Source organism: Nodosilinea sp. E11 (genome assembly GCF_032813545.1).
In the GTDB taxonomy this organism is placed as follows: Bacteria; Cyanobacteriota; Cyanobacteriia; order Phormidesmidales; family Phormidesmidaceae; genus Nodosilinea.
Genome location: NZ_CP136520.1, coordinates 3,046,470 through 3,071,797, shown reverse-complemented (window position 1 = coordinate 3,071,797; position 25,328 = coordinate 3,046,470). Strand labels below are relative to the sequence as shown.

The 25,328-nt window shown below is 56.9% G+C and carries 13 protein-coding genes; all 13 read right to left on the bottom strand.

Annotation, left to right across the window (positions count from 1 at the left end; translation table 11 throughout):
• Nucleotides 1-50: 50 nt before the first annotated feature.
• The 13 genes from RRF56_RS15745 to RRF56_RS15685 all read right to left on the bottom strand — a co-directional run bounded on the left by RRF56_RS15745 (nucleotide 51) and on the right by RRF56_RS15685 (nucleotide 25,285).
• Nucleotides 51-3,350, bottom strand: coding sequence for a response regulator (locus RRF56_RS15745; protein ID WP_317034121.1), 3,300 nt, complete (start codon nucleotides 3,348-3,350; stop codon nucleotides 51-53).
• Nucleotides 3,351-3,558: 208 nt separating this feature from the next.
• Complete coding sequence (locus RRF56_RS15740; protein WP_317034120.1) at nucleotides 3,559-6,501, bottom strand: methyl-accepting chemotaxis protein; 2,943 nt, start codon at nucleotides 6,499-6,501, stop codon at nucleotides 3,559-3,561.
• Between the two features lie 109 nt (nucleotides 6,502-6,610).
• Entirely contained in the window at nucleotides 6,611-7,252 is a 642-nt protein-coding gene (locus RRF56_RS15735) for a chemotaxis protein CheW (RefSeq protein WP_317034119.1), read from the bottom strand.
• 139 nt (nucleotides 7,253-7,391) lie between these two features.
• Nucleotides 7,392-7,757 carry a response regulator gene (locus RRF56_RS15730; protein WP_317034118.1) on the bottom strand — a complete coding sequence of 122 codons (366 nt, stop codon included), beginning with the start codon at nucleotides 7,755-7,757 and terminating at the stop codon, nucleotides 7,392-7,394.
• Nucleotides 7,758-7,861: 104 nt separating this feature from the next.
• The gene (locus RRF56_RS15725) at nucleotides 7,862-9,070 is read right to left on the bottom strand and encodes a response regulator (RefSeq protein WP_317034117.1); all 1,209 of its coding nucleotides are present in this window, start codon (nucleotides 9,068-9,070) and stop codon (nucleotides 7,862-7,864) included.
• 672 nt (nucleotides 9,071-9,742) lie between these two features.
• Nucleotides 9,743-10,270: a hypothetical protein gene (locus RRF56_RS15720; RefSeq protein ID WP_317034116.1), complete on the bottom strand. Its 528-nt coding sequence runs from the start codon at nucleotides 10,268-10,270 to the stop codon at nucleotides 9,743-9,745.
• A 104-nt stretch (nucleotides 10,271-10,374) separates the two neighbouring features.
• Nucleotides 10,375-13,512: a response regulator gene (locus RRF56_RS15715; RefSeq protein WP_317034115.1), complete on the bottom strand. Its 3,138-nt coding sequence runs from the start codon at nucleotides 13,510-13,512 to the stop codon at nucleotides 10,375-10,377.
• 135 nt (nucleotides 13,513-13,647) lie between these two features.
• On the bottom strand, nucleotides 13,648-17,121 hold the full coding sequence (locus RRF56_RS15710; RefSeq protein WP_317034114.1) for a GAF domain-containing protein: 3,474 nt from the start codon (nucleotides 17,119-17,121) through the stop codon (nucleotides 13,648-13,650).
• A 165-nt stretch (nucleotides 17,122-17,286) separates the two neighbouring features.
• Nucleotides 17,287-17,817 carry a chemotaxis protein CheW gene (locus tag RRF56_RS15705; RefSeq protein ID WP_317034113.1) on the bottom strand — a complete coding sequence of 177 codons (531 nt, stop codon included), beginning with the start codon at nucleotides 17,815-17,817 and terminating at the stop codon, nucleotides 17,287-17,289.
• Complete coding sequence (locus RRF56_RS15700) at nucleotides 17,814-18,200, bottom strand: response regulator transcription factor (RefSeq protein WP_317034112.1); 387 nt, start codon at nucleotides 18,198-18,200, stop codon at nucleotides 17,814-17,816. The genes RRF56_RS15705 and RRF56_RS15700 overlap by 4 nt, the downstream gene beginning before the upstream one ends.
• Before the next feature lie 242 nt (nucleotides 18,201-18,442).
• On the bottom strand, nucleotides 18,443-19,453 hold the full coding sequence (locus tag RRF56_RS15695) for a response regulator (RefSeq protein WP_317034111.1): 1,011 nt from the start codon (nucleotides 19,451-19,453) through the stop codon (nucleotides 18,443-18,445).
• Nucleotides 19,454-20,313: 860 nt separating this feature from the next.
• Nucleotides 20,314-22,857 carry a UDP-forming cellulose synthase catalytic subunit gene (gene bcsA / locus RRF56_RS15690; RefSeq protein ID WP_317034110.1) on the bottom strand — a complete coding sequence of 848 codons (2,544 nt, stop codon included), beginning with the start codon at nucleotides 22,855-22,857 and terminating at the stop codon, nucleotides 20,314-20,316.
• A gap of 133 nt (nucleotides 22,858-22,990) precedes the next feature.
• Entirely contained in the window at nucleotides 22,991-25,285 is a 2,295-nt protein-coding gene (locus RRF56_RS15685) for a cellulose biosynthesis cyclic di-GMP-binding regulatory protein BcsB (RefSeq protein ID WP_317034109.1), read from the bottom strand.
• Nucleotides 25,286-25,328 lie beyond the last annotated feature (43 nt).

Here is a 25,328-nt window from a genome sequence, read left to right as displayed (position 1 = left end):
GGGCATAGTACTGAAGCCGGTTGCGGGCTCTTATCCCCCTAGGGGAATATCTATTGGCTAGTGGTGCGGGGGACGGCGATGCCAGCCCCGATCGCTTCGCCAATCGCCTCCAAAAACTCCTGCTCTAAATAGGGTTTAGTAAAGTAGCCGGTCGCCCCCAGCTGCATGGCCAGCCAGCGGTGCTTGTCGTTGCTGCGCGATGTCAGCATCAGGGTAGGAATGTTAGCCAGCGCTGGATGTTGACGGCGAGCGGTGAGAAATTCGAAGCCATTCATATTGGGCATTTCAATATCACAGACCACCAGCCCCACAGCAGGATTTTGCTCAAGCTGCTCTAGGGCGACTTGGCCGTCGCGGGCTTGCAACACTCGGTAGCCTGCCCGCTCCAGGGAAAGCGCCAGGGTGCGACGGGAGGTAATGGCATCATCGACCACCAGCACAGTCGTCGCTGGATGCAAGGCGGCCTGCGAAATAACGGCTGGAGGCGCATCTAGCGTGCCTAGAGTAACAAGACTAGAAGGTTCAAAGCCGAGGCTAACCTGGCGGCTCAGCAAATTATCTAAAAAGGCCTGACCGTCGATCACTGGAATGACGCTACCATCGCCCAGCACGGTACAGCCGTAGGCATAGGTAGGCGGGCTCAGGGACGGGCCAAAGGGTTTGATCACCGATTCTTGCTCGGTGACAAGGCGATCGATTTGAATGGCAAAGTGGCGATTACCCCGCGCCAAAATCAGCACGGGCGCTTCCCAGTCGGTGGGGGAGGGCACGGCGGCTAGCACCTGGCTGAGGGGTAGCTCGGGCCGCAGACAGCGGTAGGTCAACAGATCGTTTAGGCCGTAGACTGGCACCTGCTGGTCGTGCCAGTCTAGCCAAGTCTGAGTTGATGATTGGGTGAGCTGTGCTGATCGAGGCACCAGAACTTCGGTAATGCTGTCGCTGCGAAAGGCGATCGGAGTGGATCCCACAAAACAGATCAGCAGGTTGACAATGCTCAGGGTCATGGGCAGCGAAAGGGTGAAGCGGGTGCCTGCTCCCGGCACGGAATGCACAGTGACAGTGCCCTTGAGCCGCTGTATTTGGTCGCGCACGACATCTAAGCCAACGCCCCGACCTGACAGATCGCTGACCTGTTCGGCGGTAGAAAAACCGGGTTCAAAAAGATAGTTATGGAGTTGAGCGGGGTTAGCCGCAGCGACTTCCTCCGGCGAGAGCCAGTTTAGATCGATCAACCGTTGGCGTACCCGTGCTAGATCGAGGCCACGGCCATCGTCGCTGACCTCGATTTCGATCTGGCGGCCCCGGTAGCAGGCCCCGATGGTGATTTGACCAGCCTGGGGTTTGCCCTGGCGATCGCGCTCTTCAGCCGATTCTAAGCCGTGGTCAAAGCCGTTGCGCAGCAGATGTAGTAGAGGGTCGTAGAGCTTTTCTAGCACGGCTTTATCGACCAACAGGGTAGTGCCTTCTAGGATCAAATCGGCGGGTTTGCCGTAGGCATTAGACAGATCTCGCAACACGCGCGGAAAGCGATTGAGCACCTGGCCCAGGGGCACCATGCGGGCGTACATCAGGTCATCTTGCACTTGGGAGAGCATTTTGCGCTGCTGCCCCAGCAGCTGGTCAGTCTGGTGGTTAAACAAACCAATATCGGCGGCGGCTTCTTCGAGCTGCACCATCTCTTCGAGCAAGGTTTGGGTGTGGGTGTAGAGGGCCGTGTAGGTATCCATTTCGAGCGAGTCAAAGCCGGGGGGGCGGGCCGGGGCAGCGACAGGCGACGCAAAGGTAGATTCGCCGATGGTGATGGGCTGGCGCTGGCGATCGGGGGCGATCAAGATTTGGTCGGAGACGCTTTGGAGCTGCTCTACGGTGGCGCGTACCCGTTCGAAGCGGCTGACCAGTTCTTTGAGACCAAGACGGATTTGGTTGGTTTGCAGCGCCAAACCGTTGCGGTTGATGGTGAGTTCGCCCAGCTGGTTATCGAGGCGGGCGAGACGCTGGGTATCGACCCGGACGGTGAGGGTGGGGGCGGGGGTGGGGAGTGAGGGGGTAGGAGGTGGGGGAGTGGGAGTAGGAGTGGGAAGGCGGGGAGGGGGAGGGGGAGGGGGAGGGGGAGTGGATGAGTGGATGGGTGGATGAATGGGGGAGGTGTCAGGGGGGATATCGGTGGCGGGGGGGGCGGCGAAGGCGGCATGAATAGCGCTGTCTTCAGCGGCGGTGATTAGAGCAGGTGAGCCAAACAGGGATTCGAGGGAAGGGGCGATCGCTGGGCTGAGGATATCGTCGCTGGGGTCAACCAAGCCTAGTGGTTCTGCACCGGGCGGCTGGGTTGGGGCTGGGCTAGGGAAATGGGAGGCTGCCGCTTCTGCCGAGATGACTAGATCGGCTGGGGGGAGCTGGGCTTGGGTGAGCCAGGCCAGGGCATCGGCTTCGCTGGGGAGGTCTGCATCCCAGTTGGGTGTAACCAGGTCTGCATCGTCCCCAGCTTGATCGCCAAAGACAGTCGCTAAGAACGACTCTGCCATGGGTTCTAGAGAGAGTTCTGGGAGAGGTGCTGGCGGTGCAAGGCTGGTGGCTAAGGCTTGCAGAGCGGCTGAGGGTTCGCCGCCAGTGGTGGAGCTAGCGGCTAAGACGGCGGCGCGGCCCTGGGTAAAATCGGCCACAGCCAGTCGAGTGATCTCGATCGCCTGGTCTGGATTCGCCGCTAGAGCCTGGAGGGCGGTCTCCGCGATCTGGGCAAACCCAGAGAGATCGAGCAGTTCGGCAAAGCCCATAAAAATTTCGGCCTGGGCGCGCAGTTCGCCAGCAACTTCGTGGGCTTCGGGCTGCTCTAGCACTCGGTTGAGGTGGTCTAGCCCCTGCTGCACATCGACTTCAAAGATCGAGGTGGCCATGTCAAACCCTAGATCGGAGGAACTGGGGATGAAGTTTTCGGTGGCAGCCATAGCGCTGGCGAGGCGGGTTTCGAGGTCTTGCAGAATCGGGTCTGCCTGGGCTAGGGCCTGGTCGCCGTCGAACGCGCCCTTGATGAGCTGCTGGGTGAGGGGCAGGCGCAGACAGTCAAAAGCTTGCAGCAGCAGGCTTTCTAACTCGCTGTCGAGCACGACGGTGTCGCTGTAGAGGGCTTTGAACACAGCCTCGAGACGGTGGGCGATCGCCTTGATTGGCTCTAACCCCACGCTGGCAGCTCCCCCCTTGAGCGAGTGGGCCGCCCGCATGATTTGGTGTATTTCGGCGGTGTCGCGCTGCGATCGCAGCGCCAGCAGCCCTGACTCAATGGTTTGCAGCAGCTCCGGGGCTTCTTCAAGGAAGAACTGATAGGCCTGGTCACGGATGTGGGGGTTGGTTGCCATGGCAGGGGGGGGTGGATGGGTAGGGGTGAGGGCAGAGGGGAGTGGGGGAGAGAAAGAAAACTGAAGGCAGGTCAGCTGTTGTTGATGCGGTTCTAAGGCAGAGATTTAGGGGTTACCGATGGGTTAATGGTGGGCAATGCCCACCCTACGGGTTCATTGGGGGCCAAATTACACCCATGCACCCCCTACCCCCCACCCATCCACTCTTCTAGCTGACCTTGAATCGACCTACTTCTTCCTGCAACGCCTGGGCTACAGAGCGGAGTTCAGCGAAGGCGTCAGACACTTGGTTGGCGGCGCTGGAGTTTTGGCTGGCGGTGATCGCCACATTATTAATAGTCTTGCTCACCACCTCAGAGGCTTGCGATTGAACGACGGTGGCATCGGCGATCGCCGCGACCAGGGCGCTAATCTGGCGACTGACGGCGGTGATTTGGTTGAGGCTCTGGCGGGTTTCATCCACTAGCTGGGTGCCGGTGACCACCTGCTCGGTACCAGTTTCCATGGCCGTGACTACGGCGTTGGTTTCGGACTGAATGCTGGCCACCAGTTTCTCAATCTCGGTGGTGGCTTCTGCCGACTGCCGGGCCAGTTCGCGCACTTCTTCGGCGACCACCGCAAAGCCTTTGCCCCCTTCACCAGCCCGAGAGGCCTCAATGGAGGCGTTGAGCGCGAGCATGTTGGTCTGGGCGGCAAAGCCGCTAATCAGGTTCACGACGTTAGAGATTTTTTGGGACGATTCGCCCAGGCGCTTCACTTTTTTAGCAGTGTCAGCCACCGTTTCACGAATGGCCATGATGCCGTCTACGGTGCGGTTCATGGCGTCGTCGCCCTGGGCCACGGTTTGCTCTGCCTGGAGCACAGCCGCCTCGGCTTTTTCAGCGTTGGTGGCCACCAACTGCACTGAGCTAGTCAACTCCTGGACGCGATCGAGGGCGGCCAGCATCGACTGGGCCTGCTGCGTTGCCGACTCGGCCAGGGTAAGTACCGAGGTTTGGTTGACGTCAGTGGTGTCGGCCACCTGGCGGGAGGCGTCTTGCACCTGCACCACAATTTTACGCAGGTTAGCAATGGTGGCGTTGTAGGAGTCGGCCAGGGTGCCAATTTCGTCTTCGGTAACCTGGGCGCGCACAGTCAGGTTGCCCTGGCTGACGGGGTCCACATCCATCAGCAGTTGCAGGGCGCTGCGCTGAAGGCCTTCTTTAATCTGCCGCTGTTCTTCGGCTAGGGAGCGGGTTTGCTCGATCAGCTGCACCCGCTCGATCACCAGACCCAGTTGCAGACCAATCTGCTGGAGAAAGTCAACTTCGACCTCCTGCCAAGGGTGCACCGCTTGGCAGTGGTGGGTAATTAGCAAGCCGTATAGCTTACCCCGGCTCAGCACAGGCACGCCCAAAATAGATTTGACTTCAAGACTTTGTAGCAGCGCTAGGTGCTCGGGGTGAAACGTAGCCGTAGCAACGTTGTCTTCAAGGAGCATGCCTGCGCTCCGATATTTATCTAGCGTTTCGGTGGGAATGCAGGGATCGCCCAGCTGCTGATCGTAGGCACTGGATAGCATAGCCGCCACCGACTCAGCCACAATTTGCCCACTCCAGTCGGGGTTGAACTGGTAAATCACGACTCGATCGGACTCAAGAATATCGCGAACCTCAGTTACCAGGCGATCGTAAATGGGCAACAGGTCGGTCGAATCAACGGCTTGAACCCCGGTAATGGCAGCGGCCAGGTTGGCCCGGCGGGTGTTAAGGGTTTGCTCGCGCAGGAAGCCGCGCACCCGCACCACCAGCTCGTTAAAGGTTTGGGCTAGGGTTTGGGCCTCAGACGACCCGGTCAGTTCGGCCCTGGCGTTGAGGTTGCCCTGGGATACCTCTTGAGCTGTGCCAGCCAACGCATCGAGCGGTGAGGAGACCTGCCGGGCTACGGCTACGGTCAGCAGGGTGGCTACACCGCCCAGCACCAAACTTAGCAGCCCCAGGGTAACCAGGTTATCGCGACCAGAAGCGCGAATTTCGGCAATATCCATAGAGGCGATCGCCACCCAGCTAAGCCGGGGCACCGTTGCCATCGAATATTGTTTGCCTTGGTAAGAAAAGGTGGCGACAAAGCTGTCTGAGCCCTCAACAGAGGCGGCAGAGACTTCTAAATCTTTTATCGGCGAGGCAGCTCTGAGCTGCTGTTGAAGGTCGTTGATGGCCGTGGGGGAGTCGGCAAGAGTGGCTGCGGTGAGGGCCGTGGCAAGGTCACCGATCACCTGGCCACCAACCAGGTTAAGAGGTTCATTCGCTAGAGCGGCCTCTTGCCCCTGCTGGTTAAAGTTAGCCAGTACGAAGTTAGCGCTAGGTTCGTACAGCTGCACCTGCTGAGAGCCCTGAAGACCAGCGTTGGCCAGGTACTGGCTGAGCTGCTCAAACTGTAGAGCCGTAATAAAGAACTTCACCACCCCCAAAAATTCGTCGCTGTTGGGATCGCGAATGGCATAGCTCAAGTCAATACCGGCCTGCAAGGTAGCGTCGTCAGAACCGGGCTGGCCAACCCAAACCCCCTCGCTTTTAGCTAGCTCCCACCAGTCTTCACCAGATTGCACAAAGTCAGAGGGCAGGCTGCTATAGCCCACGTTGAAGCCGTTGGCCTCGGTAACGATAATCTCAGCAAACTGTTTAATCTCAGCGGTCTGGGCGAGATACTCATTAAACGCAGGGTTAGGAGCCAGCTGCCTAGACTGCGTGAAGCGTGATTCGAGGGTTGCCTCTGGCTGCTCCGGCAGGTTGAGGCTATCCGCCAGGGTACGATCGCGGCGCACTTTGTCTAAGACGAGGGGGTTTTGGGCGAAGACCTCGGCAAAGGCGATCTGCGTTGTGAGGTTACTACCCATGTTTTCGCTGGCCAGCAGCGCTTGACCCCGCAACTCCTGGTTGATGGCAGTACGGGTGCGGCCTTGGGTTAGCCCGTAGGAAATGACATTTTCCGCTAGCAGAGGTAGCAGAGTCAAGGGCAGAACCGTAGCCAAGAGCTGCTGCCTCAGGGTGCGCCCCGCAAAGTAGGACTTAACGGTTGAGGGTTTGGGCTTAGGGGCAACGGGGCTATAGTCATTGGCCTCAACCATCTGGGATGGTTGGGAAGGCTGAGACAACGAGGGCATTTGAGTCATAGCAAATAACCTTAAAAAGTTGATTAAGTGGGTTGAAGGAAAGGCTGGGGGACAGCCAGCAACGGTGGGCACGGTAGACGGCAAACCGGCGTCAAAAAATCTGGCCGGATTAACGCTGTAGCTGAGCCATGGCCGCCAAAACCGCCGTGCCGTCTAAAATCAGCTGCGGTTGGCCAGCGCTATCGAAGCAGCACCCTTGAAGAAAAGGCAACAGATGGGGTTCAATGGGCAACCCACGCACGCCTTCGGCGGCCCCCGCCCCAGCGTTGAGCACTGGCTGAATGGCGTCGGTGGGGTAAGTCACCATGGCATCGACAGCACTGACCACCAAGCCCAGGGTGGAGGGTTCATCGCCGGACTGGGACGCCGAGTAGGGGGGCTTGAGCACCACCACGGTGTGCCGGGTGGCGGCTTCGGCCTGGTTGTACCAGGGGGCAAACCCTAGGAAATGGCCTAGATCGGCCACCCACAACATGTCGCCCCGCCAGTTATAGATGCCCATCACCCAAGGGGCCATTTCAAACATCGGTACCACCTGGCCAATGGCCAGCTTCAAGATTTCGACCAGGTTGGCCCCCGGCAGCAGCAAGGGCAAATCTCCGTTGAGGGTAACCTGCAAGAATTGCGCCTCTGATGGTCCACTACTGGCCGCTTCGATCAAGCGATCGGCTTCCGCCGCCGGGAAAGAGGGCTCTGGGGAGTCAGAGGTCGCGGCTTTGGCCTCAGAGGCGATCGCGGCTTCAAAATCCATAGCTCAGCATCCTTAAGTTCTAGATATATAGGTGGGCAGAGCACCAGCAGCACCCATCTAGGCCTGTCTCTAGCGGGTTGCACAGCCTTGCATCCCACTCAGCGCTTAGCGGTTGCCTTCGATTTCTCAGGGGATAGCCCTAAACTTTGACCAGCTGATTCACGGTCTGCATCAGTTCGTCTTGGTCAATCGGTTTGGCCAGGTAGGCGTCGGCCCCCTGCTTTAGCCCCCAAAACTTATCCATTTCAGTGCCTTTGGTCGAGCACATGATCACAGGTACCTGCTTAGTGGTGATGTCTTCTTTAAGCTCACGGCAAATTTCAAACCCGCTGCGATCGGGCAGTACCACATCGAGAATAATGAGATCAAAGCGATGGATTTTGACCTGTTCTAACGCTTCTGCTGCGCTGTTTGCGGCAAGCACGGTAATACCGCGATCGCGCAGGCAGAGGGTGAGAATTTCTTTATCGGTCAGGCTATCTTCAACAATCAAAACTTTACTCATAACAAGCTTCACCAAAATACAAATTAATTTGACTCAGACCACGAATTCAATTCCCTAAAAAAGCCTAATTGAGCAAGGCAAGCAGCGTTTTTAGGGTTATACAATCAAGCTACAATCAAATGCTTGAGATATTTTTGAATTACCGAAAGAATGACAATCGGCTCTATTGGCTTGCTCAAAAAGTCGGTAGCCCCCAGCAGGCGAGCTCGCACTTGATCAACCAAGCCATCGTTGCCACTGAGAATAATGATTGGAACATTTTTAAAATAAGAGATTTTGCGTAAATTACTACAAATTTCATAACCACTTGCATCGGGCATAACTAAATCTAGAAATATCAGATCAGGCTTTTGGGCCAGTAAAATTGGAATAGCTTTTACCCCCTCTGTAATAGCCACAAAATTATAGTCTGCGGCTCGAATCACTTGACCCAAAGTTTGACAAACCATAGGGCTGTCATCAACACAGGCAATGGTTACGGAGCGATCGCACAGTTTATTTCCCGCATTCTTGACCGTTGAAGCATTTAGCCCAGCTCCTATAACCGGAGCATAGTCAGCGATTTCAACTAGGCTAATCCAACCTGCGCGAATGTAAGGCTGCAACACTTGGGTTAGCGTAAGCACGTCTTGCCCCAGTTTGACCGCTAAATCTCTGAGACTACGTTGACCATCTAGCAGATGAATGAGCGATGTATAAACCTGAGGCGAAACATGGGTTTGGATTTTCTCAGGATGCACAATTACGGGAGCCAGGTTAGGCGAGTAAGCCTCTAGCCCCACCTCCAGCCACGATTGCCAGAGATCTGTAATCGCAAACAGCCGCTCCGTATTGTCTGGATAGATGGGTGCTTGGTTGGGATCGAGGGCTGGATATCGTGTGAGCTGATATTGCGTTGCTCGGGACTGCACTACATCAAACAAAATGTCGGCAATGATGTTTGCAATAATTGTTCCTAACGCTTTTTTGGACAAATATCCTTGGCGAAACCAATCTAGAAGCAGGTGATAGTCCCAACAGTGAAGCCAGACTGATGGGGAAGTAGCACCCTGCGGCAAAGCCAGTTGCCCCAGATCAAGTTCAGGAGCATGAGCCCGAACCTGACGGTACCATTGCCGGATCGGGTGAACTCCACCCGTGCCATACAGCACCTGGCCTTGATTAATAAACAGAGTCCAGTGGTGTCCTGTAGGAGAAGACCAGAATAGCTCCCCACTGAAGCTTTGGTGTTTTAGAACCGAGAAAATTTTTAGCTTTTTAACCTGCAAATAGTAAGCCAAAGGCTTAGAATACTGAACCGATTTATCATTCATGCCAAGCACTCAATACAGAATAGTGTTATCTAAAACCGTTTTAGATTAGCCACATTCAAAATTAAAGTAGTTCACCAAAATACTCAAAATGCGATCGCAAACCGGGCTTGTTTTCACGTTAAACAGCAATGATCACCTTCCACTCATCAATCATTCAAGTGCCAAGTAATTTCGCCAGTGTACAGCGACTTAAGTCAGACAAATATCCCTAAAATTTAACGTATAGAAGCAGTCTTTCTTAGTCAAATTTGCCATGCTCGACAGACATGCCTAGGGCTTAGTCAGCGCGATCGCCTGATCCCAGAGACCCACAACAAAAAGATTGAGTCAACCAAAAACTAATTCTCCATTTCAGCAGCGGCTTAGCAACTAAAGCATACCTATTACATGAGTTGAATTCCTGATTGAGTTCAACCACTTAAGATTCAGACTCCAGGCATTACACCCTTCATTTTTGGCAAAAATTTACATACTCTACTCGTCAATCAGAAGGATTTAATTACATCTATAATGATAAAACCAAAATGTGACAAAGCTGTGAACAAAGCAATCAAATAAGCCCATTTCAAAGATCATCAAAAAAGCTCCTGAAGTAACTTCAGGAGCTTTTTTATAAACCGATATGATGATTTAATGAAATATTTTAATCAGCCATTTGTTGAGCTCTCTCTTTTAGAGCAGTAGAGAGTCAACCTCTAGTAAGAACAGAGGCGGCTCTGTTGCATCTAACGTGACCAAAGTGGTGATACCCCGAAGATGATTCATCATCAAATATGTGGCAGGTAACGCGCTGAAGTCCGATTTGCGAGCTCTCTTTAGGCTAGGAATACCGTCTACCCGCAGTCCCAGCATCCCAAACTGAGACGAGTCAATGATCACAATTGACTGAAGCAACGGTGTCTGATCGTTCGCTGGCCCATAGGCTGGGACGGTTGAGAGGCTAAGGTCAGAGTTAGTCTGACCTGGCAGCAGCGGCACCGATTGATACACCCGATCAGCGACATCCATAATCGGAACGTTTTCATGGCGCAGCTGAGTCAAGCCCAGACCGCGAGTCGGACCGTCATCCTGGGGAGCAACTACCCGGCGGGCCATCGCCAGGGGCAGACAAAACCAGTTGTGGCGGAGCTGAAAGGCAATCAGCCGCAGGGTGGGTTCTTGGGCGGGAAGACGGCGATAACGGGTGAGGGCAGAAGTCATGGAAAAAGGGGAAGTGAAGAAAGCTTTGAATTTTGAATTTTGAGATTTGAATTTAAGCCCTTAACTAAGCACCAAGCATTTAAACCTAAGCACTTAAAACTCCGTTAGGACGCCACGGCGGGTTGAATCATGTCTTCGAGGGTTTTGAGCAGGGTCTGCTCGTTGTAGGGTTTAGTAAAGTAGGCGGCAGCCCCTAAACTCATGGCCATTTGGCGGTGCTTTTTGCTGCTGCGCGAGGTGAGCATGGCCACGGGCAGATCTCCGTGGTCGGCTTTGGCTTTGAGCCGGGCCAAGAACCCGTAGCCATCGAGGCGGGGCATTTCGACATCGCAGATCACCGCCTCAACCGCCAAACCGGCGGTGAGTTTGTCGAGGGCATCTTGCCCATCTTTGGCTTGGGCTACCTGGTAGCCTGCTTTTTCGAGGGTGAGGGCTAGCAGTCGACGCACATTGATCGAGTCATCGACCAGCAGCACAGTGGGTCTGCGGGCAGCGGTGCTAGCCTCATAGCGCGGGCCACTGGCGAGAAAGGCGGGAATCGGAGTTTCCTCTAGGGTGCTGGCCCCCGAAGCTTCACAGCTCGCGATCCAGTAGAGCAATTCGGCGGTGTTAACCAGGGGCACGACCTGGCCGTCACCCATGATGGTGCAGCTATTGAAGCCCTTGGGCATGGGCAAATTGCCAATTACTCGGCGAAGGGCCACCTCTTGCTCACCCCAAGATCGATCGACTTGCAGGCCGACCAACCGCTGGTTGACCTGCACCAGCATCACGGTAGGGGTCGAGATAGCCGGGGCGGTTTCGGGGCTTTCGATAATCACCGGGCAGTTGAACTGGAGCCAGTCGGCCAGGCGCACCAGCTGCACCAGTTCGCCGTTCCACTCAAAGCTGTCTCGGCCTGCGGTGGTGAGCACCTCGTCCGTGGGTAGGGCAAAGATTTCTTCGATCGCATCCACCGGAAAAGCCATACGCATGCCCTTGCTCTCGGTGATCAGCACCCGCGTCACCGAGAGGGTGAAGGGGATCGACAGGGTGAAGGTGGTTCCTTCGCCAGGCTGGGTATCGACTTGAATATCGCCGCGAATGTCTTTTAGCTTGCTGCGCACCACGTCCATGCCGATACCGCGTCCGGAGAGATCGGTGACTTCTTTGGCGGTGCTAAAGCCCGGCTCAAAAATCAGCGCCAGGAGCTCTTGGGTGCTCGCGGCGGCGAGCAGGCTGGCATCGAGGCCCATTTGACGAGCCCGATCGCGGATTTTTTCTACTGCAATGCCGCCGCCATCGTCGCGGATGGTGATAATGGTACGGCTACTCTGCTGCACAGCGCTGATGGTGATCGTGCCGACGGCGGGCTTGCCGCGCTGCTGCCGGGTGGCGGCGTCTTCAATGCCGTGGTCAAAGCAGTTACGAATGATGTGCATCAGTGGCTCTTGCAGGGCCTCTAGCACGTTGCGATCGACCAGGGTGCGATCGCCTTTGAGCTTGAGTTCTACTGGCTTGTCGTACTGCAACGACATCTGTCGCAGGGAGCGAGGATAGCGATCAAAAATATCTGAGAGGGGCCGCATACGCAACTGGGTAATATTCTTTTGCAGCTGGCGGGAGGTTTTGCGCAGGGTGTGGGTGGTTTGCTCGGTGCCATCGAGCGACAGCTCAATGTCGGCCCCCACCTCTTGCAGCTGAATAATAGATTCAATAATTTCGCGAAAGGGCAGGTGCAGGTCGCGGTATTGATCGAGTTCGAGCACGTCAAACTGCGATTGCAGGGTGGTGTCGGCAGAGACGGGTAGCAGGCTAGAGGAAGCGATCGCCAGGCCGTTCTGCATCGCTGGGGCAGCAGGCAGCAGCGGCACCGACGTATCTTGGGTAGCCACGCGATCGTAGGCCGCGCGCAGGTCACTGTTGGCCTGATCGAGGGTGTGCATGCGAGCCTGCATGGTGCCCACCAGCCCCCGCAGACGACTGACCTCTAGCTCTAGGCGGTGGCGCTCGATCGTGAGTTCACCAAACAGGTCACTGAGCTGGTTGATCTGCTTAACCGGCACTCGCACGGTGCTGTCGTCATCGACCGAGTCAACATCGGGGGCAGGGCTGCTGCTGGGGGCCGTACCTTGGGGGTTATCCCAATCAACCGCCGCCCGATCTTCAAAATTAAACACGGCTCTGCCCCCCACCGCTGACCAGGGGGCAGATACCTCAGGGTCGGCACTACTCTGCACACCGCTTTCTAGCTCTGACCAAGGAACCACCATGTCAGCACCCAGGTCGTCCTCTGGCCAGGTGATACTAGCCTCATTTAGGGCGTCGGCCCCTAGGTCGGCCTCGATATAGTCGGGCCTCAGCGCCGGATCATCCCCCAGGGGCCAGAGGGGGGCCGTAATTTCGCCATCCTCCAGATCGACCAGGAGAGCATCGGGATGGGTGGCAATGGGGATAGTCTCGAAGGGCAGATCGGCGATCGCCAGCTCAACGGGAATTTCGCCTAAATTGCCGGTCAGCACCAAAGCTTGGGTCCGTCGCCACACCGCCAGCGCTGCTTCGACCACTCGCACCAAAACCTCCTCGTCGGCGGCGGTGACCTGGGCCGCCACCGACTGGCACAGGGCCACAAAGGCCTCCAACTGAAGCATTTCGCCCAGCCCACCCAGCTCTTGGGCCAAAATTTGGGCCTCTTCGCGCAGACAGGGTGACTGTTCGCTCAGCGCTCCCTCTAGCCGCGTGAGGCAGCCCTCTACCTCACTTTGAAAGAGCAGGGGAATCACATCCTGGCCCTCTTCAGGAGACAGCATCGAGTAGACGTCTTCTTCTACCGGGTCGCCCAGGCGATCGTGCAGTTGCTCAAAAATGGGAGCGGCGTGCTGCTCAATCCAGGGCTCCTCGACGGGCAACTGGTGGGGGTTGCCTTGGCTGAGACACTGGCGCTGGCCAATCATCACCTGGCTGAGGCAGTCAACCGCCGCCAGCAGCAGCGATTCTAAGGGGTTATCGATCTCGAGTTTGCCCCGCTGCACCTTGAGTACCTTGAGGCTGTCTTCGAGCCGGTGAGCAAACTCGCTCAGCAGCTGAAACCCCATCAGGGCAGCCCCACCTTTGATCGAGTGGGCCGCCCGCAGAGCTTCGTTGATCGTAGCGGCCTCGAAGGTGTGGGACAGCCCCATCAAATGGGTGCCCAGGGTCTCTAGATATTCTTGGGCCTCGTCGAGAAACTGAAGCCGAATCTCAAGTTCCTTTGCGTCGGACATAGGGATAGAGGGGTGGTTGGGTATCGGGTATCGGATATCGGATCAGCGGTTTAGGGTTTACGGTTTACGGTTCACGGTTTAGAGAATGCCTGATGCTCTGTACCCTGCACCTTGGACCGTAAACCCTCTACCCATCTACTCTTCGCCGGTCTTAAAGGTGCCGACGGTGGCCTGGAGCGATCGCGCCACATCGACGGTCGCCCGCAGGGAGGTAGAAATCTCCCGCGAAGACTGGGATGTGCGAGTCGATTCTTCGGCGATGCCCTGCATCAAATGGGTAACGGCTTCAGAAATTTCGACCTGGGAGACCGTGGCTTCAGAAATCGATCGCACTAGCAGGTCGATTTGCTGAGAGACATCGAGAATGCGGCCCAGGCTTCGCTTGGCGTCTTCGACTAGGCGAGTACCCGCGACCACCTCAGTGGTGCTCTGGTCCATCGCGTCGACCACCTCGGCGGTTTCGCGCTGAATGGTTTCGACAATCCGCTCGATTTCCTTGGTGGCTTCGGCAGAGCGGGCCGCCAGCTCGCCCACCTCTTCGGCCACCACCGCAAAGCCCTGGCCTTCTTCCCCAGCGCGGGCGGCCTCAATGCCAGCGTTGATGGCGAGCAGGTTAGTCTGCATAGCAATCTGGTTAATCAGCGACACCGCCTTAGAGATTTGCTGAGATGACTCACCCAGGCGCTTCACCTTTTTAGAGGTTTCACCAATGATTTCTCGCAGGGTGAGAATATTTTGTACCGTCAGATCCATCGCCTGGCCGCTGGTTTCGGCGGTGGTCGAGGCGCTGTTAGCCACTACGGCAGCCTGTTGGGCGCTGCGAGCCACCTGCTGAATGGAGCTGGTCATAGCTTCGACCGAAGCCAGGGTGCGAGTCACGTCGTCGGCCTGGCGCAAGGCTTCGTTGGCCAGGTCTTGAATGGCTCCTTCGTTTTGCCCCAGGGAGGCGTTGACCTGCTCAGCAGAGGTTTTTACCTTAGTCACAATCTGTCGCAGACTTTCCACAATGGAGTTAAAAAAGTCGGCGACGGTGCCAATTTCTCCGGCAGTAACGTCGGCGCGCACCGTAAGGTCGCCCTGGGAGGCCCCTTCGACCTCGCTGAGCAGCTCAATGAGCTGCATTTGCAAGGCTTCTTGCTTTTGGCGACGCTCTTCAGAAAGCGCGGCAGCCTGGGCGTAGACGCGGGACTGCTCTAAGGCAAAACCGAGCTGGAGAGCCACCTGGCGGAAGAAATTGATCTCCAGGGCGTTCCACTCGCGGGGGGCGCTGCACTGGTGGGCAATTAGCAGCCCCATCAGCTTTTCGCCAATCACAATGGGGGCCACCAAGTTGGCCTTGACGTCATACTTTTCAAGCTGGCGCAGATGGCACTCGGTCAGTCCAGATTCGGCGATGTTGGCTACGGCCTGCACCCGGCCCTGGCGATACTGCTCAATAAATTTTTCTTTAAAGCAGGGGTCAAAGACCTTGTCTTCAAGGGCAGCGGGCCAGCCTGGCTCCACCGACTCGGCCACAAAGGTGCCCCGCCAGGTTTCGTCAAATTGGTACACAGTGACCCGTTCAGCGCCTAGGGCTCGCCGGGTTTCGGTGACGGCGGCACGGAAGATACGGGATTCCTCTAGGCTTTCGCGCATGAGGGAGACAATTTCGGTGAGCTGGCGCTCGCGGGTGGCATTGAGCTGCTGTTGCTGAAGCAGACGAGCCTGGCTGAGGGCGTAGCCAGTCTGCACCGACACCTGTTGTAGCAGTTCGATGTCGTCGGGGCTCCAGTCGCGGGGGCGATCGCACTGATGCACGCACAGCAAGCCCATTAGCTCGTCGCCGACCATCAGGGGAGCGACCATGTTAGCCACTACGTTCAGCTTTTCTAAAATCGCACAGTGGCAGTGAGACAGTTCAGCCTCCTGACGATTGGCCATGGTGGTGACTTGCCCAGTGTAGTAGCGCTCTAGGGCCTCGGGGGTAAGAGGGTCTTGAATCGACTGCCCCATCGCCCGCTTCCAGCCGCGTCCCACAGATTCGGCGGTAATATCACCCCCTTTAAACCCAGGATGGAAATGGTAAATCAGCACGCGGTCGACTTCTAGCACCTCCCGCAGCCCTTCCACGGAGGTGCTGAGAATATTTTGCTCGTTGAGCGACTGGCGAATGCGGCCAGTCAAATCGTTTAGTAGGGTGGCGCGAGCGGCAACGCTTTGTTCGCGCTGGCTCTGGCGGCGCAGCAGAGCCTCTGAGCTAGCGATGTTTTCTGCCAATTGGTTAAAGGCTTGGGCCACCTGACCCACTTCGTCGCTGGCAAAGACATCGGCGCGGGCCTGGCGATCGCCCATACCAAAGCGCCAGGTTGCCTGCTGAAGGTTTTTCATCGGTCGCAAAATGGAGCGGCCCAACAGGGTGGCCAGGCCTACGTCAGCGGCGAGGGCCAGTAGCACAATCAGCATTTGCAGCCGCAGGCTGTTGCCAATCAGGGTGTTGAGGGCGGCTTCAGAGGTGCCCCGCACCATCACTGCTACGGGCTCACCGGAAAAATCTTCAATCGTGCGAGCCGCCAGGGTGTAGGTAGTGCCGTTGATCTGGTCGCGGCGGGTCACCTCTTGACCGGGGCGGGCCACCGCCTGCTCAATCAGCGCGGGCGAGTCGAGGGGCACATTAGCTACCGCCTGAGCCAGGTTGGGGTTATCGCCCGCGTAGAGGCCGGTAGCCAGGTCAAAACCGCCGTCGGCGTTGCGCTGGTAAATGGCGCTATAGCCATTGCTAAAGGGGGCGATCGTTCCGCTAGGAATGGCGTCTTTGCCGTTGACAATGTCGCCCGCAACCAGCGCCCCAACCACCGCTCCAGAGACTGGGTCGCTGACCGGGGTGACCGTGTAACGAATCAGCGCATCCTGGTCGGCAAAGCCGGGGGGCAGGGGCGGGGCTTCGTTGCGCAGCTCATTCCAGCTGACAATGGCGCTAGCTTTAATTTGTCGTGGGTTTTTTAGGACTGTGCCCACCAAGCCATTGGGGTCAAACTGCTGCCCCTGGCGATCGCGGTTAGCGTTGGCAATAATTTTCAGGTCATTGCCCACCAGGGTGGCATACTCGATGTTGCGGGCTTTGATTTCGTTTTCAAGAATTTGCTGCACCGTAGCGATCGACCCTGGAGCAACGGTCTCACCTCGGGCATAGGCCACCGCCGCATCCACAATGGCGCGGTTATCAGACTGGCCCCGAAAGCCAAAGCCCATCTGATCGATTTTGATGTTGTACTCAATGTCGGTAACCGCTAGCTCTGCCTCAGCCTGGTTGAGCAGCTGGCTGCGACCGCCGGAGATAATCAACAACGACCCTACCCCCGCCAGACCCAGCACCGAAATCGCCTCGGAGGTCAACAGGCCCGCCAGCTGCTTTTGCCGCACGCTCAGGTTGCTAAACCACTGAACTAAGCCAAACTGCGATCGCCGGGTAATTTTGATTGAATCTTTCACGTCTGTGCCGTAGGCCACACCGCGATAGAGCATCGTCTCCTTACCCGACTGCTCGGGGGGTAAGGCCGCACCATTTTGCGGCACCAAACCACCGTCGTCAGCAGCCGAAGCAGAGGTGTAGGGTCGAAAGTCTGTGGTCATGGGTCAACTACCTTATTGATTTGAGCGGGGGATGAGGCTAAGCCAGGGCCAGCCCTGGGCAAAAACGTTCGCTAGAGATGCGGTAAAACTCACTGATGGCAGGGAGACAGGCAGCAGGCCGAGGCTAGCAGGGCCAGACAAAGGGGCCGGGCCAAAGGGGCCGAGCTAAAGCGCTTGCAGAGCTGGGGCCCGCAGCAAAGCTTCGCCATCTAAGCCCAGCAGCACTGCGCCGTCTTGCAACACACAACCCCGCAAAAAGGGCACCAGCCCAGGGGGCACGTGGGTGGGGGCTGCCTGCATCTGCTGGGGCGGCAGGCTGAGAATGCCTTCGATGTCGCTGACCCGCAGCCCCAGAGTTACCGTGCCAACTTGCAGCAGCACCAGGTTGTACTGTTGAGAATTGGGATAGGCCGTGGGCAAGCCCAGGAGCAGCGCCAGATCAACAACCCACAGCACCCGGCTGCGGCGGTTGATCAGCCCCAGCAGAGCCGGGGGCATATTGGGCATGGGGGTAATACGGGCCGCCGGAGTGGCGATCGCCTCCTGCACCTGGCGAGTTGGCAACAGCGCCACCTGGGTGCCTAGGGTAAAACGGAGGTAGCTATCGGTCAGCGGGCTTAGGGCCTGGGTAGCCAGAGCCGCCCCAGCAGACGTTTGAGCCAAGTGAGAGCTTTGGGCCAGCGATAGATTGCTCATCGGTTGCTCCTCATCACAGTAAGTACCGACTGCACGAGCTGTTCACGGGTGTAGGGCTTAGTGAGATAGGCATCAGCCCCCTGACGCATGCCCCACAACCGATCGATGTCTTGGTTTTTGGAGGTGCACAGCACGATCGGCACATGGGCAGTGGCGGGCTGTTTTTTGAGGCTGCGGCATAGCTCAAACCCGCTCATACCAGGCATCACCACGTCACTAACAATTACGTCGGGAACCTGGTGAGCCGCCTTTTCTAAGGCCTCTTGGGCCGTGACCGCACAGATCACCGTACAGCCGCTTTCGCGCAGATAATGCACCATCAGCTCCATTTCTGAAGGGGTATCTTCAACCACCAGAATGGTGCCTGTTAAAATCGCTTGCATATGAATTCACCTAGATAATGTATGGGCTGCCACAGCTACGATTGGCGAAGGAATGGCTCCAAAAATCACCGATATCGCTGAGTAAGATTGGCCAAGTTTTGGGGACAAAATCTGGCGTTAAGATCAGACAACATCTTGACCTAAGTCTGGATTAGAAATCTCCAGGGGGGCTTAACCTAGGAAAAAATATCTCACCAATAGACTGACCTTAAAGGACTTATTCAGGTCAGTTTTAGGCCAATCTAGTTCAAATATTTAAAAATGAACTTAAGTAGATCAGATTGATTAAAAGGTTTGGTCAAATATCCCGATGCCCTAACCAGTTTTGCTTTAGCTCGATCGATCAAACCAGTATTGCTCGTTACCATAATGATTGGAGTACTTTTGAAGTCTGGATGACGCCGCAGTAGCGAGCAGAGTTCGTAGCCATCTAGGCTAGGCATAGTGACATCGAGTAAGATTAAATCGGGCTTAGTTCTAATCACCTGCATCAACGCTTTAACCGGATCATCAATCATGATGACCGAGAAGATTTTGTCATCTAAAAAGCTATTAATGGCCTGGAGCACCGTAGGGCTATCGTCAATACAAGCAATTGTGTATTGAGCTTTAGACCCCGGCTTGGTCGATCCATTGGGAGCTTTTTCCCTCGACGGCAGAGTCGTAGAGGTCGGAGACCCAGAGGGCGCAGCTACCCCATTGCTTCCCAGACGCTGGTAACCACCGTTGATGTGGCTCATGCTATTACGGCGCTGCTTTAGGCGGGCGTAGCATTCTTCTACCGTAGAGCGCAGATTGAGTTGGCAGTAGCGGGGAGCATTGCCCAAACTATCGCCTTCAAACATTTCATAGCTACCCTCGCGCACATCCAGAAAGTCTTCTAGTACCTCTTTAGACAGGGTTTCGACCAGGGTTGAGGCCTGATTGGGATGCAAGTGCTGCTGCTCTACCAACCAGCAAATGGCTTGATAATCGGCCAAGGGGACAGCTTGCTGCTCAAACAGCAGCCGCACCTGCACTCGCACGGCACTCACTAAAGCAGGAACCTGAAGACTCAACCGCCGTAGATGGCTATCCAAGCGCTCGAAAGCCCGTTCAACGGTTGAAACATAGTTGAGCTGCCCTTGTTCGAGGTAAAGCAGCCAGGTATTAGTCGGCGTCATCACCTGAAGACAGCCGGTCACCTGCCGACTACTCACCTGGGCCAGCAGGCTCAGCGGGTGTAGAGGGGTAGGGGAAGATGAGGATGCCATGGGAACGGTATTTAAGAGCGATGGTTGCATAGCGGTTCACAACAAAGACAAGGAAATGCACAAAAGGGTAGATGGGGTAGCTCAGCCGCAGCGCCCTACAGGCCCAACTGCGACTATCACCAGCCCTCAGGCACCGCAAAAGCCAATTGGCAGGCTGCTGCTGCAATGGGTTGAACAACGGCGATCGCCCCCTAAGGGACACCTCAGCGCCTGCTTGAAAGCTGCACCAACAACCGTTGCACCATCAAAACGTTTTGGGTTTACCTAGTAAAACCAGGTCGCAGACTACACCAAATCGTGACGGAAACAGGTTCTAAAAAATCCTCATTCCTAAGGTTTAGCCTTAGCCTGCGATCACAAGGCAGCCCTAGAAGTTTGGCAACAAACCCAACCATTCACCTCAAAGCCAGCCGCTCAAACCCGTTTTACCATTCTCTAAATAGCTGCCAAAAAGCTCTTAACTATTTAACTTGGAGTAGATGCGAGAAAAGAATGGTGTGAGCAAAGTCTTAAATCTAATACTGGAGGATAGATTAAAACCTAGTCTCAGATAAATATCGGAATTGATGGCTATGACAAAACAATGTGACTTGAAAAATGAACGATAGTCAGGAATGAAGCGCTAAACCGTTACCTAATGTTTTAACTTTAGCAGATTGATGAACTGAGAGTATAAAAACCCAATGAACCCTAGAAAATATACCGAGTGAACCGTGAAGTGGTGGTGAAGTTATACACTCTGCTGAATCTGGGGTTCAGGGCTTTAGTGAACTAGCCTATAGAACCGGTGAAACTACTATGGCATGCGCTCTGCTGAACCAGGGGTAGCTAACCAGGCTTGGGGATGACAGGCCTTTTGCCTAGGCCAGCGATCGCAACAATGCCTGAATCTTGCGGCGCTGTTGGGAAGCCAGCGAGGTCGGGAACGTCAGCTCTAGCACCATGCGTGACTGGTCGGCAGTTAAGCTGGGTAGCTCCATGGCCTGATCGACCTGGGCCACCAAACTTTGAGCCACCGGCAGGGCAGGGCCAGCCGGAAACAGCAGCCCCACCGTGGGCAGGGTTTCAAGCAGAGTAGCGCGATCGAGTTCGGTGACGTTCTGCACCTCTAGGCGCAGGTCGCGGCTGCCCATTTCGACGACGCGGGCCGGGTAGCTTTCGCCGTGCCAACCCTCCCAGGCGAGCTCGACTGGGGCCTGCACCTGCTTGCGCATTTTTTGGCCGGTGGCCGGTTGCAGATCGGTGAACACCCGCCAGAGCGTAGTGGCGATAAATTGCAGCGATCGCAGCGGCTTATCCACCTGGTTGCGGTTCTGGGAATACCATTCTTTAACGTCAGAAAACAGCACCAGGGTGAGATCGTCGGCCTGACTGGGGCTGAGATTGACAAAATCCATTGCCAACTCAGTCTCAAGGCGGCTGGTGGCCGTAGCACGCACAATTTGGGCTTCGAGTAGCGCCCGCCCGTCGTAGTCACCCACCAGCTCGACCCACACCTGGTCAGCCACGTTGGGCCATTCATCGAGCAGAATTTGAGCACCACTCTCGCTGACATCCAGAGTTTTACCCGTCCAGCTCTGGCCGTTGCTGTGGATGATAGCGGTGATCTGCCGAGGCAGACGGTGGGAGCGGCGCATCTGGGGTTGTTCGAGGGCGACCAGGCAGGCGGCCAACACCAACACCAGGTTAAAACTGCACCACAGCGCGTTGATCAGCACGGCCTGGGTGTCTTCGGGGCTAAGCAGCAGCCAAAAGGGTACCGCCACCAGCGAGGCCGCCGTCAGCAACCCCAAAATCAGCAAATACCGTACGCTGCTGGCATCGAAGGTGCGCTGGTTAACCACTAGGCCCTTAGCGGTCACGTTGAAGCTGCCCAGCTTGGGGTTGACCAGGGCCAGCAGCGTCACAATTCCTGCCTGAAACGACATAGCAAACTCGTAGATTTCATTCCAAAACGAGAACCGTACTCGCTTGTAGGGAATGTGGTTGGTCTGCATTGACAGCACAATGTGGGGCAGCGCGTAAAACAGGGTTTCAATGCCCAACCCCTGCACCGAGTTAATGCTAAACAGCAAAAACAGCGTCGGTGCCAGGGCATACATCAGCCGGGGGAAGCCAAAGAAAAAGTGCGAGGTAGCGCTGAAGTAGCAGACCCGCTGGGGTAGTGATAGCTTGAGCTGGCGATTAAACAGCGGGTTCTCTAGCCGCAGAATCTGGGCCATGCCCCGCGCCCAACGCACCTGCTGGCCCACGTAGGCCGAGAATTTTTCTGGGGCCAGCCCCGCCACCATAATCTTGTCGTAGTAAATAGTGCGGTAGCCCAGAGAGTGCAGCCGCAGGGCGGTGTGGCAGTCTTCGGTAACGGTTTCGGTGGCAATGCCTCCCACCTCTAGCAGGTGGTTGCGCCGCACGACTGCCGCCGAACCACAAAAAAAGGCGGCGTTCCAGGCATCATTGCCCTTTTGCAGCACTTTGTAAAATAGCTCGTTGCCCACGGGTATCTGGCCCTGGGTCATCAAATTGCGTTCAAAGGGGTCGGGGTTATAGAACCAGTGGGGGGTCTGCACCAGGGCCACGGTTTTGTCTAGAAAGAAGCCCACGGTTTCTTTCAAAAAGCCCCGCACCGGAATATGGTCGCAGTCTAAAATCAGCACCAGGTCGCCCATGGTGCGCTCTAGCGCAGTATTAATGTTGCCCGCCTTGGCGTGGTCGTTGTTGTCACGGACGAGCAGCGCTGCCCCCAATTCATCGCAGATTGCCTGGAGCTCGGCCCGCCGCTCGGGGTATTTGCGCCCGTCATCCAGCACATAGACCTGCTTTTTCTCCGGTGGGTAGTCGATCGCCACTGCCGCCACCACGGTTTTGCGCACGATCTCTACCTCCTCGTTGTAGGTAGGAATATAGATGTCGACCGTGGGCCACTGGGCTTGAGGCACAGGGGTAAGGTCTACCGAGGCGCGATCGCGCAGCCGCAGCGTCTGAAAGTACGACAAAAACAGCGTTCCCAGGGCATATAGCTCGGCCGCGTAGAGCAGCAGCGAAAAAAAGCCGTCTAGCGGGGTGTCAAAGTTGAGGGTGTTGCGGGTGCGGTAGTAGAGGTAGCGCAGAGTGGTCAGGCTGCTAAGGGCAATCATGAACAGGTGCAGTCGCTCGCGATCGCTGCTGCTGTGGGCATGGCTATCCTCTAGACTCAGCACGCTGTAGCCCAGAGCAATCAGCAGCATCGCCACAATCCCCTGCTGCCAAATCGCGGGATTGACCACCAGCAGCGGCTTGGTCAACAACCCCAGACAGACCAGCAGCAAGAGCATCTGCCAGCGGTTCAGGTACTGGGTGAGCGCATAGATGCGATCGGGCAGGGTTTTGGTTAGCCAGCGGTAGAGGGGCGGGGTGGGATGGAGCATGGGGAGTGGATAGGTGGGGGCAGAGGGTAAGGGGGGTGGATGGATAGGGGGTGGATGGGTAACCGGTGCAGAAGGTCAGGGAAAAGCGTTAAACCACTCACCTAACCCCTACTCCCTCCCCCTACCCACTCCCCTACTCGCCAATACTGCGGCGCATCATCGCCTGCGCCGCGCCATAGAGCAACAGCGACAGAGCCACGGTGGCGGGCACAATTAACATCCAGTTGTTGCGGGTGACCTGCCAGAGCAAGGGGTAGGCAGCGGTAGTGGCAATCTGCACTTGGGGAACCTGGCGCAGGGTAGCGAGGCGGTAGTCGGCGCTGTCGTAGGGGTCGGGGTCGCTTACCTGGGCACTCACCAGCACGGTGTCGCCTTCAATCTGGTAAAAGAGGGGGTCGTAGCGCAGCAGATCGCTCACCTGGGCTAGGCCGGTGTCGTCACGGCCACTGAGGGCCAGCACCACCCGCTGGGGGTTCCAGGGCGAAATCACTGATTTCATCAGCCCTTCGCCATCGGGCAGAGGTTGCACCTGGGTGTTGCCCCACTGGCGGGTGCCACTGCCCCGCAAAGCAAAGCCGCCTTCTGTCAGCAACTCCGGCAAAGGAAAGCGAGACTGAGAGCCGATCGCCACCAGGTGACGGTCGTTGCGCACGGCTTCAGGCAGATCGCGCGGTTGATAGACCGCCAGCTGCACCGAATCGGCCAGGCTGAGGCGGCCCAGGCGCTCGGCTAACTCCAGCAGTACGGTGACATCGGTAGGGGTGGGGCTGTCGGGCAGCACAACCGCCGTGGTGGAGAGATCTTGGGGTGCGGTGAAGGGGTACCCCGTCTTGAGTAGGTCAAGGTCGGGCAGGTTGGTGACAGCGGTACGGTTGAGCGTAAAACTGGTGTCGCTGTGGATGGTGCCCCATAGCTGCTGGTCGGTCACCCGGCTACAGGATCGCCGTTCGCGGGCGTCGAGGCGAAAGTTGACCCGCAGTTTAGAGGTGGGAGTGATGCGATCGCTGGGTAGATCGACCTCTAGGGTACGGCGGTTTGCGCCTTTTATCTCCGTCAACCGTTCGCCGGCAATCGACACCCCGTCTAACTCGACATCGACGAGCGAGGTCAGGGGGTTAACCTGGGGGCCGTAGCTGTAGGAAAGGCGCATTTTGCTGCCCCGCAGCAGGCGATCGTCGGGCAGGGCCTTAAAGTCAATTTCTAGCGCAGGAGAATGGGAGCCGCGCACGGTGACATCATCGAGGGGGGCGCGGGTAGCGGTGGTCAGGTCTGAGAGCAAAAAGCTGTCGTCCTCGGGCAGATAGCCTGGCCATTGGCGAGGCGGTGGCGAGGGCAAATCAGTCGTCTGGTTAACAATAATGCCGTGGCCCGTGGCAATCTGCCGATCGTGGGGCTGCACCAGATACTGCACCGCCTTAGCTACCCCAATTTCACCGTTGCCAGTAATCACCAGCACGGGGGAGCGATCGTCCTGGGCCGTGGCCCACATCAGCAGACCGGCCTCGGCGGGCAACGCCTTGCCCTCGTCATCGACAAACTGACCATTTTCTAAGACAAAGGGCAGAGTCAGGTTAGCTAGGGCGGGCTGCTGAGCCGGGGTGCCCATTACCACCAGGCGTTCTTCTACCGCTAGGGCCTCGGGGTCACCGATCAGGCGACTGTCGAGGGGACGATAGTGGGCCGTGCGGCCCAGGTAGGTTTGCAGTCGTGCCATCGCCGTTAGCCAGAGGCTGTCGGCGGTGGCGGGTTGCAGGTAGGCCACCCGGTTGGTCTGCAAACTCAGCACATCAAACAGTGGGTAGGGAAACTGGCTAAAGTCTGGGGTCACCGCCTGGGGTGCGTAGTCAAACACTAGCTTGGAGTCAGGCAGCACCTCGGTCCACAGCGAGGGGTCGTAGGGGTCTTGGGTGCAGGTGGGAGAGTTGTTTTGCAAAGCCGCCACAATCAGCTCGTTGTGGTCTTGCAGCAGATCAACGGGCACCTCCATCACCGCATCGCCAATTTCGCCCATGGGCTGGTTGAGGGGCAGGCTGCCAATGCTGGTGCCGTTAATCAGCACCGTCAGATTAGAGCGGGTGGCGTAGAGGGCAGCAGAATGGCGGTAGCGCAGCAGCACCTTGACCGACTGGGGCGACCAGTTGCGAGGACGGGTAAAGTGCAGCCGCTGTTCGTCATAAATACCGGTAAAGCGCAGCCGGTTGCCCACCACGGGGCTGCGGTTAAATTCGAGCACGTACTGGCCAGGGTCACCGGGGGCAATCACCGGGGCGAGGGGCAGAGTGGTAGGCAGGGTAATTTCTGCCAGAGGCGGGGCGGCCTGATCGCTGGGTAAATCTTGGGCCAAGAGAGGCTGACCGGTGATCAGCAGCAGCGTGACCAGGTAGAGCGCCAGGCGACGGCGGGCGCGGGGGGAGAGGGGGAAGGGCATGGGAGGGTAGGGGGTGGATGGGTGGATGGGTGAGGGTTCGAGC

Coding starts and splice junctions, on each gene's coding strand:
- RRF56_RS15745 (WP_317034121.1), bottom strand. CDS start 3,350: ATGGCAACCAACCCCCACATCCGTGACCAGGCCTATCAGTTCTTCCTT.
- RRF56_RS15740 (WP_317034120.1), bottom strand. CDS start 6,501: ATGACTCAAATGCCCTCGTTGTCTCAGCCTTCCCAACCATCCCAGATG.
- RRF56_RS15735 (WP_317034119.1), bottom strand. CDS start 7,252: ATGGATTTTGAAGCCGCGATCGCCTCTGAGGCCAAAGCCGCGACCTCT.
- RRF56_RS15730 (WP_317034118.1), bottom strand. CDS start 7,757: ATGAGTAAAGTTTTGATTGTTGAAGATAGCCTGACCGATAAAGAAATT.
- RRF56_RS15725 (WP_317034117.1), bottom strand. CDS start 9,070: ATGAATGATAAATCGGTTCAGTATTCTAAGCCTTTGGCTTACTATTTG.
- RRF56_RS15720 (WP_317034116.1), bottom strand. CDS start 10,270: ATGACTTCTGCCCTCACCCGTTATCGCCGTCTTCCCGCCCAAGAACCC.
- RRF56_RS15715 (WP_317034115.1), bottom strand. CDS start 13,512: ATGTCCGACGCAAAGGAACTTGAGATTCGGCTTCAGTTTCTCGACGAG.
- RRF56_RS15710 (WP_317034114.1), bottom strand. CDS start 17,121: ATGACCACAGACTTTCGACCCTACACCTCTGCTTCGGCTGCTGACGAC.
- RRF56_RS15705 (WP_317034113.1), bottom strand. CDS start 17,817: ATGAGCAATCTATCGCTGGCCCAAAGCTCTCACTTGGCTCAAACGTCT.
- RRF56_RS15700 (WP_317034112.1), bottom strand. CDS start 18,200: ATGCAAGCGATTTTAACAGGCACCATTCTGGTGGTTGAAGATACCCCT.
- RRF56_RS15695 (WP_317034111.1), bottom strand. CDS start 19,453: ATGGCATCCTCATCTTCCCCTACCCCTCTACACCCGCTGAGCCTGCTG.
- bcsA (WP_317034110.1), bottom strand. CDS start 22,857: ATGCTCCATCCCACCCCGCCCCTCTACCGCTGGCTAACCAAAACCCTG.
- RRF56_RS15685 (WP_317034109.1), bottom strand. CDS start 25,285: ATGCCCTTCCCCCTCTCCCCCCGCGCCCGCCGTCGCCTGGCGCTCTAC.